Here is a 14177-nt window from a genome sequence, read left to right as displayed (position 1 = left end):
CGTGGAGGATAGAAATACTGTGAGAATGCCGACCTTAGGGGTAAATATTGACCATGTGGCAACTGTCCGGCAAGCCAGACGAACCGTTGAGCCTGATCCTGTAGCAGCAGCGGTGTTGGCAGAAATAGGGGGCGCAGATGGAATTACGGTACATTTGCGAGAAGATCGACGGCACATGCAGGATCGGGACGTAAAGCTGCTGCGGCAAACGGTACGGACACACCTAAACCTGGAAATGGCGGCGACGGACGAGATGGTGGCGATCGCCCTCGATATCCTGCCAAATTACGTCACCCTTGTTCCTGAAAAGCGCGAAGAAATTACAACCGAAGGTGGCTTAGATATTGCAGGTCAGCTAGACCGGATGAAGCAGGTGGTAGCAGTGCTGCAAGGGGCAGGCATTCCGGTGAGCTTGTTTATTGATGCCGACGATCGCCAGATCGAGGCATCCGCGACCGTACAGGCACAGTTTATTGAGTTGCATACTGGGCAATATGCTGAGGCGAAGGATGAAAAAGGACGGGAGAAAGAGTTGGCAGTGTTGAGGCAAGGGTGTGAAGCGGCGATCGCGGCTGGACTTCGCATCAACGCAGGACATGGGTTGACCTACTGGAACGTTCATCCGATCGCGGCTCTTCCAGGCATGGAGGAGTTAAACATTGGTCACACTATTGTCAGTCGCGCTGTTCTGGTCGGGATGGAGCGAGCAGTACGGGAGATGAAGCAGGCAATTCGGGAGACAATGAACGGTAAAATTAGTTAACGAAATTGATTGAAATCTTAAGACTCAAATTCATGAACACCTACTACTATGTCTTAGCTAGCCGCAAGTATATGTTGGAAGACGAACCCACTGAGGAAGCCCTGAAGGAGCGGATCCGGCATTACCACGAACAGGAAAAAGAAATAGATTTTTGGTTAGTCCATCAGCCCGCTTTTTTAGAAGCTCCAGAAATGGCAAGCCTGAAGGCAAAATGTCCTCAGCCCGCTGTGGCAATTATTTCTACCAATCCTCAATTTATTACCTGGCTTAAGCTGCGGCTTGAATACGTGAGTACGGGCGAGTTTCAGGCTCCCTCTGCTACTATTCCAGAACCCTTAGCATCCTTGGTTCCAGTGAGCTAGAGAATCGGGGGCAAAGGGGCTAAATCTATACTCATCCCCTATTTTCAAAGGAACGTTTTTATGCAATTTCCTCAAGTCATGCCCCAAGTGATCAGATCTAAAATGACAAAATTTTCTGCGGCGTTGGGGTGGGTGGTTTTGACAACGGGACTTTCGATAGGTTCTGGGTTAAACCAAAGCGCGATCGCCCAAACTCGAACGGCCTGTCAATCTCCTAGAGCCAACGAGTATTTGCTGCTAGTGCGCAACCCCAGAACCGATACTCAATCTCAACTACGACAGCTATTGCCTGCTAATGCGTTGTTAACTCCCTGTAATTACCTCAACGAAAGTGTGGTGCGAGTGGAAGGGTTTGCCAGTGCTGATGTGGCTAACGCTTGGGCAAAGTACTTGAGCGACCAAGCAGGGCTACAGGCGATCGTTTCTAGCCCTAACTCTACTTCAGTTTCTACGGCTCCCAATCCTCCTACCACTTCTGGCGCTGGCTCCTTCCCAAGACCCAATACTACACCCACCACACCGACTACGCCCACCACCACTGCAACTAGCGCCAGCTACAATCCCCAACCTTTAGGGTCTGGCTACGCAGTGCTAGTCAGCTATTTCAACCGTCCAGAGATTGCGGCTGATGTCCGTAATGTGACGAATCGCAATGTGGGCTTAGTATCGTTTGAGCAGCGCCCCTATCTGCTGGCAGCTCAGGGAACTAATGCCAGTTCTGCTTCTACGGTGCTGAGTCAGTTGACCCAAGCAGGCTTGACGGCAGTGCTGGTTGATAGCCGGGGCGTGGTGCTGCTAACGGCTGATGTGCGGCGTTAAAACCTCAAGTTCTAGGTGGTGCTATAGATAGGATTGTAAAAATTAGTAGGTAGGAGCCGCAATCCAAGAAACTACTGTCCCTAGGGCAGCCCCCGCGATGACTTGAACTGGGGTATGCCCCAGCAATTCTTTGAGGCGATCTTCTGTAAATTTGGTTTCGCCTTGGGAGAGTTCATCCATGATTTGGTTGAGGATGCGGGCTTGCTTTCCGGCAGCTTGACGGACTCCTGAGGCATCGTACATAACGATGATGGCGAAGATAATGGCGATCGCAAAGGTTCCACTATCCCAGCCTGCGGTTTGCCCAATGCCAGTTGCCAAAGCTGTGACTAGCGCTGAATGGGCGCTGGGCATTCCGCCTGTGCCCACCAAACTACGAAAGTCAAGCTTGCCGTGTTGAACCAGTTCAACCACTACTTTAATCAGCTGAGCTAGCACACAAGCAAACAATGAAACCAGGAGAACGGGGTTATTCAGGATAGCGGGGAAGTCCTGCATGGGGATTTAGGTTAAGGGTGGAGAGAATGAGGATTAGTTTTTGCGAGCCGTGATGTAGTCTCCTAGGGCAAGGAGAGGCTGAGCTTGGGTGCCAAAAGTCTGTAGTTCTGCTTTGGCAGCGGCAATCAGTTGGTCGGCTTGGCGTTTTGACTCGTCAATGCCCCAAAAGCTGGGGTAGGTGGCTTTTTGAGATTGGAGGTCTTTGCCTGCGGTTTTGCCAAGTTCTGCCTGGGTGGCGGTGATGTCTAGCACATCGTCGATGATTTGGAAGGCGAGCCCAATGTTTTGGGCGTAGCGGGAGAGGCGTTCCAAGTCGTCATCAGCGGCACCTGCCAAGATAGCTCCGCACACGACAGAGGATTCGAGCAAAGCTCCAGTTTTGTGACGATGAATATAGTTGAGAGTTTCTAGCGTGACACCCGGTTTTCCTTCAGACTCTAAGTCCACAACTTGTCCGCCCACTAGTCCGGCTGCGCTAACGGCTTTACTAAGATGGGCGATCGCTTTTAAAACGCGATCGGCGGGAGCCTGAGTTTGAGTCGCCATGAACTCAAACGCGTAAGCCAGCAACCCATCTCCTGCCAAAATGGCAATGTCTTCACCATAGACTTTGTGATTGGTCAATTTGCCTCGACGGTAATCGTCGTTATCCATCGCAGGCAAATCGTCGTGGATCAGAGACATGGTGTGGATCATTTCTAGCGAACAAGCGGTTGGCATTGCCAAGTCAGAGGTGCCGCTCATGAGTTCGCAAGTGGCGAGGCAAAGAATGGGTCGAAGCCGTTTGCCGCCTGCCATGAGGGAATAGCGCATGGCTTCATAGATAGTTTCGGGGTAACCAATGGCGATCGCCCCATCCAGCGCCACTTCTACCGCTGCCTGCTGTCTCTTTAAGTAAGCCGCCAAATCAAAGTTTGGCAAAGGCTCTTCTGGTGTCCGCATCCCTTGATTCGTATTTGCTGAAATAACCATCATTTCGCTCCCAACACCTTTATAATCCTAAGCGTTGCCGATAACTCCATACTGTATTGTGCAACAGCATGGTCACAGTCATCGCGCCAACTCCACCCGGAACTGGCGTAATCCAGGAGGCAATATCTTGCAATGCCTCAAACTGCACGTCTCCCACCAGACGGAATTTTCCGGTTGTTTCATCGGTCGTCCGGTTAATGCCCACATCAATCACTACGGCTCCCGGCTTAACCATGGCTGGCGTAACTAGCCCAATGCGTCCAACGGCTGCCACCAAGATGTCGGCAGTGCGGGCGATCGCCGCTAAATCGGGCGTGCGGGAATGGGCGATCGTCACAGTGGCATCTTGCTCTAATAGCATTAGCGCTAAGGGTTTACCTACCAAAATACTGCGCCCTAAAACTACCGCCTGTTTACCTTTGAGACTAATTTGATATTCCTCCAACAGACCCATAACTCCGGCAGGCGTACAGCTTCTTAGCCCAGATTCTCCTCGTAGCAGCCGTCCCAAATTGATAGGATGCAAGCCATCCGCGTCTTTGTCGGGGTCAATTTTGTTCAGCAGGGCGACCGAATTCAGGCGATCGGGCAGAGGCAGTTGGACAAGAATCCCGTCTACCTGCTCATTTTGGTTAAGGGCGTGGATGGTTTGCTCTAGCTCTGCTTGAGTCACATCCTCTGCAAAATGCTTGCCAAAAGAAGTGATGCCTACGCGGGCACAAGCTTTTTCTTTTTGCCCAACGTATGCCGCACTTGCAGGGTTGTTGCCCACCATTAGCACCGCTAGTCCGGGCGGTCTGCCTGCCTGGGCTTGAAGTCCTCTGACCTGCTCTGTGAGTTCGGCTTGCATCTTAGCTGCAAGCGCTTTGCCGTCCAATAAACCAGCCATGTTTGGGGTGTGGAAATCGGGTAGATTAAGGGGCGAAACCGAGACGGAATCTTTCTGTTGCGATCGCAACTTCCTCAGTCTCGCAGATTTAGCACTCAGATTGAGTTTCTGTCATGGCGAATCCTGATTTTCCTCCAACATTTTTTCAAATTAGCTTTATTTCTCTGCTCATTGGTTTAACGGGTTGTAGCAGAGTCACCTTGGTTCAAGACGTGCAGGCGCATCCTCAGCGCCACTGGCTGACCTCGACGGTTTATCTCAAAGGACAGGTGAGTGAGCGCGTCCCCTTGATCAACGCTCAGATCTATCAACTTCAAGACAGCACAGGGAAGATTTGGGTACTCACCACCAAAGCCAAGCCCAAAAAAGGCGATCGCGTTTACATCAAAGGGCAGGTGCGATATGAAAAAATTTCTGTAGATGGACAGGAGTTTAGCGAAGCTTATATTGAAGAGCAGGAACAATTAGACCCCCAATCTTAAAAAGTCAGAGGTTGCTCAATGACCCATACCGTGACCCATGCCGTTGTAACAACGCTGCCTCGTCCTGTGGTGGCGATCGCCATTCTCTATCAAAACGATCGGTTTTTGATGCAGCTTCGAGACAATATTCCCACCATTGCCTATCCAGGACATTGGGCATTTTTTGGAGGACATTTAGATCCAGGTGAAAGTCATGAAGCTGCCATTCACCGAGAACTCCTAGAAGAAATTAGCTACGATCCGCCTAATCTCACCTACTTCCGTTCCTACAATGATCCCCAAGTTGTCCGCCATGTTTACCAGGCTCCGCTGACGGTTGACCTAGCCGATCTTCAGCTTCATGAAGGTTGGGATATGAGATTTTTGACGCTTGAAGAAATTCGGCAAGGCGGCTGTTATTCTGAAAAAGCGGGTTACGTTTGCCCGCTCGGAAAGCCACATCAACAGCTTTTATTAGATTTTTTTCAAGAGCATCTTGAGCGGCTTCATTAGATTTGCCCACCGACGACAAGAACCCAGGCAACCCAGTAAAGTAAGGATATGGCAAAGGCTAAATCCTCTAAACCCCCGTCCTACAACGTTCGAGTTAGCGATCGCGCTAAGCACGTCAGCATCAAGGTTTCTCACCTCAGTGAGGTTGAGATTGTCGTGCCGCGCGGCTTTGATATGCAGCAGATTCCAGAAATTTTGCAGAAGCGACAGGAATGGATTGCCAAGACGACCCAAAGAATTGCAGCAGAGCGGCGATCGCTTACCCACGAATTAGTTCAATCGCCCCAAATCCCTAGCCCTACTTTTCCAGAGCAACTCAGCCTGCGATCGCTCCTAGAAGAATGGACAATCCACTACCAGCCCACCGAGCAACCTCAAATCACCTTCAGCACCCCCGCCCCTCACCAAATCATTATTCAGGGCAAGGTCGAGCAACCCAACTGTTCCCTAGCCCTTCAATACTGGCTAAAGCGCAAAGCCGAAACGCACCTGACCCCCTGGCTTCGCCTCATCAGCCATGAGATCAACTTATCCTGCAACCAAATTTCGGTTCGAGGTCAAAAAACTCTATGGGCAAGCTGTTCTAGTAAAAAGAACATCAGCCTCAATTTCAAGCTTCTGTTTTTGCCGCCCCACTTAGTCCGCTACGTCCTCATTCACGAGCTATGTCACACCATTCACCTTGATCACTCCCAGCACTTCTGGGCGCTGGTTGAAAAAAAAGAGCCCAATTACCGTGCGATCGACTTAGAACTCAACAAGGCTTGGATTTACATTCCAGAGTGGGTTGAACGAACATCTGGCTAGGACAGCTAATATTCTGTCACTTTGAGAAAGGGAACAGATCGGTTAGAAGTAGACTGAAAAAACTGTTCTCTAAATATTTTGGTACTCAATGCCATCTACCCAAACAAGAAACATAAACAAGAAACACAGTTAAGCAATCCCTTAATCCTTAACAATCTCTTACAAAACCTCTCGCTGTAAAACTAGCAATTTATACTGAAGTCTGGGTATGCCTCAGAATATACGCCGAGGCATAATGAGTCTTACTTATTACTTATAAAAATCCATACTTACTACTTCCGTCTCTGGTTTTGTTTGTGCCGGAGTTCACTCAAAATCAGCACTTCTGGGAAAACCCATGAAAACAACCTGGAAACATCTCTACCTCTGGGTTAAAGCAGCCGTATTAAACTTAGATTCTGTTGATTCTTTGCTCCGTCAGATAGTAGAGAAAATCACGGTCAACTATAAGGCGGATTGCTTGCTGTGGACGGGTTTGGAGCTAGGAGTCTCAGACAATATTCGAGTGTATACCACTGCTGAGGTGGCAAGCCAGTCTTTGTTTATTGGCTCGATAGACGCGTCATTTTATTCACGGGATAGTGACCTAAGCAACTTATCCATTCAGCCATTTTGCCTAAATTCTCTGCCCCAGTGGTTCCTCGACCAACAACATTCTCCTCAAACTACTCAGCTTCAAACAGGCGACCTGATTATTCCAGTCACGATTCGCGGCGGATTTTTAGCTCCAACGATTCAGGAACTTATCGCCGTGGCAAACCCCTTACAATTTGTGTTGCAGCTTAAGCGCCCCGATATTCCTGCCGCAGCATCAGCAGAAAGGTGTGAAATTCGGGGCTGGAGTTTAGAGGAGTTGGATTGCCTGGAGGTAACTTGTAGCCAGTTAGGGCTGGCTTACAGCGCCTTGTACTGGCGGCAGCGGCTAGAGCAATCGAGACAACAGGCGGCTTTGATTGGGCGCATTTCGCGGCTGCTTAATTCCACTCTTAATCCGAATGAAATTGTCGGGCGGATTGTGGCAGAGTTGGGTCATGGGTTGAATTGCGATCGCTCTATTCTGGTCGATCTGCGTCAAGAGCGGGTTAATGTGCTTGCCACGTGGGATCATCCTGAGCGATCGCTGCCCCCGCTACGACAAAGCCAAGCCCACCAAAACTGCTGGCAAGACGTAATTGAAATATTTTTACAGGGCGGCGCTTCTTACTTAGAAGTGAGCTTAAATGAACGCAATCCTGACTCGCTTCAATTTTGGCTGAGAGACGTTGGGGCGCATGCTGTGTTGCTGGTGCCCTTGTTCATTCAAGATGATTTTTTTGGCGCTGTAGCACTGTTGTCATATCAACAAGAGCGATCTTACTTACTTGATGAACTCCAAACGGTTCGACATGCAGCAGATCAGGCGGCGATCGCCCTCACTAATGCCCAGCACTATCAAAGCCTCTGGCACAAAAAAGAAATTCTGCGTCTGCAAAACAATTCCCTCCGCATGGAAATCATGCGCGACGAGTTGACCCAGTTACTCAATCGCCGTGCCCTAGAGCAAGAGCTAGAACAACTGAGTAATTCTACAGCTTGGACTATTCAGCAGCCCTTTAGCATCATTGTTTGCGATATTGACCACTTCAAACGAATCAACGATACCTACGGACACTTAGCAGGCGATGAAGTGCTCCAAGCATTAGCACAGCGTTTACAAAATCAACTCCGCCATGAAACCCCGGCATATCGCTATGGCGGCGAAGAATTTGTCATCATTCTCACCGAAACCTATCTTGAGAAAGCGGCAGAAGTCGCAGAACGTCTGCGGCAATTGATTCGGAGCAACCCTGTTCAATCTAAAGCAGGCTTAATTCAATTCACTGCTAGTTTTGGTATGGCACAGCAGGAGCCACAGTTCGATCGCTCTGCCTGGGATGTCTTGCAGCGGGCAGATGCAGCCCTTTACGAAGCAAAACGACGAGGGCGCGATCGCGTTGAATCTCTCGATCTTCCCTGATTCGCTTACCCTTACTCTGAAAAGATGACTCAGCGGGTCGGCTCCCCCCCTATTCCTAGGTAAACTCAAGACAGCTTCAAGGTTGTTCATTCCCCTAAATTTATGGCTCCTTTTTCTCCTGCGTCTCTTGTTACAAAACCCATTACCTTTGGCACCGATGGCTGGCGAGGGGTAATTGCTGCTGACTTCACTGTTGAACGACTGATCAAAGTTGCGCCGCTCGCAGCGCTGGCATTGGAGCAAACCTATGGCAGTCCAGACCGCGATCGCACCGTCATTGTGGGTTACGATCGCCGCTTCCTCTCAGAAGAATTTGCCAGTGCCACCGCTGAGGCAGTCACAACAGCAGGCTATAATGTGATGCTTTCGGAAGGCTACGCGCCTACGCCTGCTTACAGTTGGGCAGCAAAGCAGCAAAATGCCCTGGGGGCGTTGGTCATCACAGCCAGCCATAATCCTGGGATCTACTCTGGGCTTAAGGTGAAAAGCGCTTTTGGTGGGTCGGTAACGCCAGATGTGACGCAGAAGATTGAGGCAATGCTGAAGGAAGGAACGCAACTCCCTGCGGCAGAGGCAGGATCACTCCAAACGTTTAATCCTTGGCAGAGCTACTGTGAGGCGTTGCGCAGCAAGGTCAACATTGAGGAAATTCAAGAAGCGATCGTGCAGGGCAAGCTGATGGTGTTTGCCGATGTCATGCATGGAGCGGCGGCTGGAGGATTAGCGCAGTTATTGGGGGCTTCGATTCAGGAACTCAACAGCGATCGCGATCCGCTGTTTGGTGGAGGCGCGCCCGAGCCTTTACCTCGCTACCTTTCAGGATTATTTCGAGCCATGAAGGAGTATCGTCAGCAGCCAGGTGCAGCGTTGTCAGTCGGTTTAGTGTTCGATGGAGACAGCGATCGCATTGCCGCAGTAGATGGGCAGGGAGGCTTTCTCAGTTCTCAGGTGTTGATCCCGATTTTGATTGAACATTTGTCTGTGCATCGAGGATTTGAGGGCGAAATTGTCAAAACAATCAGTGGTTCTAACCTGATTCCCAAGGTAGCGAAGCTGCACAATCTTTCGGTTCATGAAACGGCGATCGGCTATAAATACATTGCCGATCGCATGTTAGAAGCCAAAGTGCTGTTGGGGGGCGAAGAGTCGGGTGGCATCGGCTACGGCAATCACATCCCTGAGCGAGATGCGTTGCTGTCGGCGCTCTATGTGTTGGAGGCGATGGTGCAATCGGGAATGGATTTGAGCGATCGCTATCGTCAGCTTCAACAGACTACAGGGTATAGCTCGACTTATGACCGCACCGATTTGCCGCTAGCGAATATGGAAGTGCGATCGCGGTTGTTGAACGAACTAGAGACTAACCTGCCAAAAGCGATCGCGGGGCAGGCAGTGACGGAGTGCTTAACCGTGGATGGGTACAAGTTTCAGCTTGCCAATCAAAGCTGGCTATTAATTCGATTTAGTGGAACAGAGCCTGTTTTGCGGCTTTACTCCGAAGCTTTGACGATGGCAGATGTGCGGCAAAATTTGGCTTGGGCAGAAAGTTGGGCGAAGGCGATTTGAGTGGTTGATATTTTAGGGTTAGGAGATTTCTATCAATTAAAATCCCTTTGTGGGGCAGGCATCTTGCCTGCATTGAAAGCAGTATGTAGGCAAGATGCCTGCCCCACGGGTGTATTCTGATTCGGAAATCTCCTTATATCCTTAATTTAAGTCCCTCTTATTTAGCAGGACTAACTTATTTTTGAGAAAAAAGCTAGAGTGCTAATTTTTCTGTCAATTGCTTTGAGTTTTACAGCTAAAGACGACGCATTCAGGCATATTTATGAGAATTTTAGGGTTATTCTTTTTAAATAAAGTAGTTCTGCTCAAAATTGGAATTTAGGGACAGCCCGTCAGAAATCCCGGCTACAAAAAGACGCTGAGTCTAGTAAGGGAGTTGCGTGAAAATAAAACACCAGTGAGATGCATTAATTTTAGCCCCCTAAATCCCCCATTTTGGGGGACTTTGAAAGGTTCGGAGGTCCCCCAAAATGGGGGATTTAGGGAGCGGTTCGGGGCGTTATTTAATTGCAACTTCCTAACCTGTCCGGTTAAATAGCACGATCTTATTCTGTACCAATATTCTAATAGGCTTGGGGAATTTCTCTATGAAGCGTGTTGTTAATCTATCAAGCATTGTTCTTATTCCTCTTCTAGGTGCTTCACCAGATTTTGCTTTGAGTCAAGTCCCCGCTCCTTCGGTCAGTCCAACCTTGTCTGATCGATCGGAGCCTACGCTCCTAGCAGATCTCTTTAGGACTATAGATCGGGTGCTTGACACAGTTAATAGTGAGAGGCAGCGTCAAGAGGAAAGGGCACGAAGAGAACAGGCAGAGCGCGATCGTCAGGAACAGGAGGCAGCTAGGGAACAAGAGCGCCAGGATCGTGAGGCTGCCAGACAACGGCAGGAGGAAGAACAAGATGCCAGGCAAACAGAAACCGAACGGCAGCCTGTTAGGAATGAACAGGCTGATGCCACAGAACGAACAACAATATATAAAGACGAAGATCCTGCCCTCTGTGAGCTTAGTATCAATGACAAAGTTGAAGATACCTGCAAGTCTTTCCAACTTGAGCAGATTGGAGAACTCTACTACTTTACCTACATCTTTGAGGGTGCTCCGATAGCGTTTGTGACTCTCTCTACTCCAACACGTACGCAAGAAAATACACGTACGCAAGAAAATACTAGAGGCTATATCAGTGGACAAGTATACGTCGGAACTGAGGCTGGCAACGTTGAAGGCACTTGTGTTCTGCGTACTCGGAGTAATCAATACAGCACTGTAATATGCCAAACCGCTGCCTATCAGATTGGGTATCAACGTCTTCTCTATTGAGAGCAATTAGGCGCAATCGCTAGGCTAGGCGGCGTTGGCAAAGACCAAACGGCGGTGGGATATGTCTATCATTAGTTTCCGGTTGATTATGGCTGTTTTTAATGATAGCCGCGACGGAGTTGAGGATAGTTAACAGTTTTGCGACCATTAGTCGATCGCTCGACATCATGGAACGGCAACTGGGAGCCGACCATCCCGATATCGCTACCCGCCTCAACAATCTAGTAATGCTCTACAACTCTCAGAGACTCCACAGTGAAGCAGAAGCGTTCTATGAGCGATCGCTCTCTATCTTCGAGAAAGCTTATCCGCCAATCATTCACATTTGGCGATCGTGCAGGAGAACTTGGAAGGGTTGCGATCGCAGTTGGAGTCAGGTGCATGAGTTGACCGCTCAACTAGATAAAGTAGGAACAGGATTGGCTTATTTATTGGTAAGAAAGACTTCTACTTCTAGCTCTCCTCTCTTTGAGGGAAGGTTAGGGGATAAGGGCGGTTCAGAGATGTGCAAAACTGGTACTCTTGGGCAAAAAGTCTGAGAAGCTAAACTCGTAAAAAACCTCTCATGCGTTTGATTGTCGCCACCAGCAACCCTGGCAAACTTAAAGAAATACAAGCCTATCTCACTGATCCTGAATTGGGATGGCAACTACTGCTTAAACCCGCCGAACTGGAAGTGGAGGAGACAGGAGCCACATTTTTAGAGAACGCTTGCCTCAAAGCCTCCGAGGTTGCAAAAGCTTTAGGAGAATGGACGATCGCCGATGATTCTGGGCTGCAAGTTGATGCTCTTAGAGGCGCACCCGGAATTTTTTCGGCAAGGTATGGCACCTCAGACCAGAACCGTATTGAGCGACTGTTAGCAGAACTGGGTAACGAAAAGAGCCGGGCAGCACAGTTTGTCTGTGCTGTGGCTGTGGCTCGTCCTAATGGCGCGATCGCCCTACAAACCGAGGGCATTTGCCCCGGCGAAATTCTTTACGCACCCCAAGGAAAGGACGGCTTTGGGTACGATCCAGTATTCTACGTCCCATCTCAGCAAATGACCTTTGCTGAAATGCCTGCTCAGGTCAAGCATCTGATCAGTCATCGCGGACGAGCCTTTCAAGCACTTTTGCCTCAGCTTAAAAACCTGGCTTAAACAGCGACAAGTCCCTGAATTCTAGAGAATTCAGGGACTTGGATAAGCAGAACTACAATCTCTCTCTAGATTGCTTCCATGTTTTTCTCACCTGTCCGAATGCGGATAATTTGTTCAACTGAGCTAATAAAAATCTTACCGTCCCCAATTTCGCCCGTCCGAGCCGCAGCAATAATTTTGTCAACCACCATATCGAGTTGGTCGTCTTCCACAACGATCTCGACCTTGAGCTTCTGAAGAAACTCAACAGTGTACTCAGAACCCCGGTAGCGTTCTGTTTGACCTTTTTGCCGTCCAAAACCTCGAACTTCTGAAACGGTCATCCCGACGATGCCTGCATTGACGAGGGCAATCTTGACTTCATCGAGCTTGAATGGACGAATAATCGCCTCAACTTTTTTCATGTAAACACTCACTCCCTTGTACGTATCGACGGTCTTATCGATTGCAATGGTTCTATCACTGACAATACTGGAGATTTGTAGCTTTAACTACGGTCGCCAGGATAGGGCACAACACTCAATATTGCCACTAGAGATTGATTATGGATGATTTCCCTTACAATCTCTCAATATCTTATTCAAAATTGGCAGTAGTAGAGGATTAAAGGTTTGTAGAAATAGCTTGCACAGGGCAGGTAGGAATACACTGCTCGCAGACAACACAGCGCGATCGCGTGAAGTTTAACTTAAAGGTCTGGGGATCTAAAGTCAGTGCTTCGGTGGGACAGATGCCCGTACACAAGCCGCAATGAACGCAGACATCATCATCAATCGCAATCTCTCGACTAGCTAAAGAAACGGCTATATCGTGCGATCGCATCCAGTCTAAGGCGGCATCTAACTGGTCAATGTCTCCCGATAGCTCTACGACCAGGGTGCCAATTTGGTTAGGCGTGACCTGCGCCCGAATGATGCTGGCAGCCACATTAAAATCTTTTGCCAGTCGGTAGGTGACGGGTGTGTGCACGTAGCGTTTTGGAAAAGTCAGCGTGACCCTTTTTTTCATAGAGAGAAGGGCGACCCCTTGCGGGTATCTCGAAGAGTGCAGTGGATTCCATTCTTCATCCTAATTGATGTGGGCAGTCATCGTCTCTTTCACCACTAGGTTAGCCACCTTAATCTCTACTCTTTTGTACTCAGAAATATCAATTTCTACGCGCTTATATTGAGAAGCCAACCCCGACTTAATTGGCATGATGAAAGCGAGGATGTAATAATCGCGCTACGGGTTGGTTGAGTTGTAAATGCTGTGCCACAATTTCTGCAACATCTTCGGGCTTAACGCGGCAATACCAAGTGCGATCGGGTGTGATATAAACTGTAGAACCCGATGAACATTGTCCTAGACAACCACTTGCAGTGACCAGTACGCCCAGGGGAACAGCTAGTTGAAACGCTTCTAGAACTTTAGCAGCCCTATTTCGAGCACAGGAATGATACTGGCAAACCAAAACACAATGATGCGGTTCAGAGATGCCCATCTAAACGCCCAACAGCCGATTCACCAAGCCATTGACTGATTTTTTAAGCTGACGAGTTTGCCGCCAGCGCTGGAAGGCAATATCGTAATCTTCGCCGCTCGTTTGAAACGTTTTCCAAGCGTTGAGCGCCATACCCAAACCCCAGAAAAGCAGGATGTAAAGCGACCAACCGATGCCACTTCCAGTTAGCAAATCAAGAGCAATGAAAAACCCGTTGATGATGAGGAATTTAGTCAAACGCTGCTGGAACTTACTTTTACGGAATAAGTTAAAAGACTCTTGCTCTCTTAATATGCCTTTGTTCGCAAACCATTCTTGCTCTGCGGCTTGAATATCGATAGGAGCAATGTTGAGTTCGGCGGCAATTTCAAAAAGCTGGGTACGGGAAAGTTCACCTTCTTCTGCTTGACGAGCGATCGCCAATTGCAGAATTTGCTGAGCATCTTCTTGACGGTAAATTTCTTCAGGCATCGGAGGCATAGGAGAAGGTTAGCTTACTTCTGTTATACAAAATCTTTCAGAGCTTTGATGGCGGGAAACGCTGGAAATAGGGACGGAAAACCGACACTCGACTCTAAATTCAAAGTT

The 14177-nt window shown here is 48.9% G+C and carries 18 protein-coding genes; 11 read left to right on the top strand and 7 right to left on the bottom strand.

Annotated features, from left to right (window positions below):
* Positions 1 to 25 precede the first annotated feature (25 nt).
* The 3 genes from KME11_01500 (at position 26) to KME11_01490 (ending at position 1944) form a co-directional block, all read left to right on the top strand.
* Positions 26 to 763, top strand: coding sequence for a pyridoxine 5'-phosphate synthase (locus KME11_01500; GenBank protein MBW4513884.1), 738 nt, complete (start codon positions 26 to 28; stop codon positions 761 to 763).
* A 32-nt stretch (positions 764 to 795) separates the two neighbouring features.
* Entirely contained in the window at positions 796 to 1125 is a 330-nt protein-coding gene (locus tag KME11_01495) for a DUF2488 family protein (GenBank protein MBW4513883.1), read from the top strand.
* A gap of 102 nt (positions 1126 to 1227) precedes the next feature.
* Positions 1228 to 1944 carry a hypothetical protein gene (locus KME11_01490; GenBank protein MBW4513882.1) on the top strand — a complete coding sequence of 239 codons (717 nt, stop codon included), beginning with the start codon at positions 1228 to 1230 and terminating at the stop codon, positions 1942 to 1944.
* A 42-nt stretch (positions 1945 to 1986) separates the two neighbouring features.
* Here KME11_01490 and KME11_01485 read toward each other — a convergent pair whose 3' ends face one another.
* From KME11_01485 to folD, 3 genes are read right to left on the bottom strand one after another with little or no spacing between them, the layout of a single operon-like run.
* Positions 1987 to 2442: a divergent PAP2 family protein gene (locus KME11_01485; GenBank protein ID MBW4513881.1), complete on the bottom strand. Its 456-nt coding sequence runs from the start codon at positions 2440 to 2442 to the stop codon at positions 1987 to 1989.
* A gap of 33 nt (positions 2443 to 2475) precedes the next feature.
* Entirely contained in the window at positions 2476 to 3414 is a 939-nt protein-coding gene (locus KME11_01480; GenBank protein MBW4513880.1) for a polyprenyl synthetase family protein, read from the bottom strand.
* Between the two features lie 19 nt (positions 3415 to 3433).
* A complete protein-coding gene (folD, locus tag KME11_01475; GenBank protein ID MBW4513879.1) occupies positions 3434 to 4303 on the bottom strand; it encodes a bifunctional methylenetetrahydrofolate dehydrogenase/methenyltetrahydrofolate cyclohydrolase FolD in 870 nt (289 codons plus the stop codon).
* Positions 4304 to 4416: 113 nt separating this feature from the next.
* Here folD and KME11_01470 point away from each other — a divergent pair, with 113 nt between their 5' ends.
* The 8 genes from KME11_01470 (at position 4417) to rdgB (ending at position 12106) form a co-directional block, all read left to right on the top strand.
* Entirely contained in the window at positions 4417 to 4785 is a 369-nt protein-coding gene (locus KME11_01470) for a hypothetical protein (protein ID MBW4513878.1), read from the top strand.
* Positions 4786 to 4803: 18 nt separating this feature from the next.
* Positions 4804 to 5277, top strand: coding sequence for an NUDIX hydrolase (locus tag KME11_01465; GenBank protein MBW4513877.1), 474 nt, complete (start codon positions 4804 to 4806; stop codon positions 5275 to 5277).
* Positions 5278 to 5325: 48 nt separating this feature from the next.
* The gene (locus KME11_01460; GenBank protein MBW4513876.1) at positions 5326 to 6084 is read left to right on the top strand and encodes a M48 family metallopeptidase; all 759 of its coding nucleotides are present in this window, start codon (positions 5326 to 5328) and stop codon (positions 6082 to 6084) included.
* Between the two features lie 337 nt (positions 6085 to 6421).
* Entirely contained in the window at positions 6422 to 8080 is a 1659-nt protein-coding gene (locus tag KME11_01455) for a sensor domain-containing diguanylate cyclase (GenBank protein ID MBW4513875.1), read from the top strand.
* A 102-nt stretch (positions 8081 to 8182) separates the two neighbouring features.
* On the top strand, positions 8183 to 9646 hold the full coding sequence (locus tag KME11_01450) for a phosphoglucomutase/phosphomannomutase family protein (GenBank protein ID MBW4513874.1): 1464 nt from the start codon (positions 8183 to 8185) through the stop codon (positions 9644 to 9646).
* Positions 9647 to 10233: 587 nt separating this feature from the next.
* Positions 10234 to 10965 carry a hypothetical protein gene (locus KME11_01445; GenBank protein ID MBW4513873.1) on the top strand — a complete coding sequence of 244 codons (732 nt, stop codon included), beginning with the start codon at positions 10234 to 10236 and terminating at the stop codon, positions 10963 to 10965.
* Between the two features lie 101 nt (positions 10966 to 11066).
* Positions 11067 to 11504, top strand: coding sequence for a tetratricopeptide repeat protein (locus KME11_01440; protein MBW4513872.1), 438 nt, complete (start codon positions 11067 to 11069; stop codon positions 11502 to 11504).
* Between the two features lie 26 nt (positions 11505 to 11530).
* Positions 11531 to 12106, top strand: a complete 576-nt coding sequence (rdgB, locus tag KME11_01435) for an RdgB/HAM1 family non-canonical purine NTP pyrophosphatase (protein ID MBW4513871.1) — start codon at positions 11531 to 11533, stop codon at positions 12104 to 12106.
* 65 nt (positions 12107 to 12171) lie between these two features.
* On the opposite strand, the gene KME11_01430 is transcribed toward rdgB, so the two are convergent.
* From KME11_01430 to KME11_01415, 4 genes are all read right to left on the bottom strand, one after another.
* Positions 12172 to 12510, bottom strand: a complete 339-nt coding sequence (locus KME11_01430; GenBank protein ID MBW4513870.1) for a P-II family nitrogen regulator — start codon at positions 12508 to 12510, stop codon at positions 12172 to 12174.
* 199 nt (positions 12511 to 12709) lie between these two features.
* Entirely contained in the window at positions 12710 to 13114 is a 405-nt protein-coding gene (locus tag KME11_01425) for a 4Fe-4S binding protein (protein ID MBW4513869.1), read from the bottom strand.
* Positions 13115 to 13292: 178 nt separating this feature from the next.
* Complete coding sequence (locus tag KME11_01420; GenBank protein ID MBW4513868.1) at positions 13293 to 13589, bottom strand: (2Fe-2S) ferredoxin domain-containing protein; 297 nt, start codon at positions 13587 to 13589, stop codon at positions 13293 to 13295.
* Complete coding sequence (locus KME11_01415; protein ID MBW4513867.1) at positions 13590 to 14060, bottom strand: 2TM domain-containing protein; 471 nt, start codon at positions 14058 to 14060, stop codon at positions 13590 to 13592.
* Positions 14061 to 14177 lie beyond the last annotated feature (117 nt).

The organism is Timaviella obliquedivisa GSE-PSE-MK23-08B (assembly GCA_019358855.1).
GTDB lineage: Bacteria > Cyanobacteriota > Cyanobacteriia > Elainellales > Elainellaceae > Timaviella > Timaviella obliquedivisa.
Note: the sequence above shows the minus strand (reverse complement) of the source record. Positions and strands in the feature narration are given on the sequence as shown.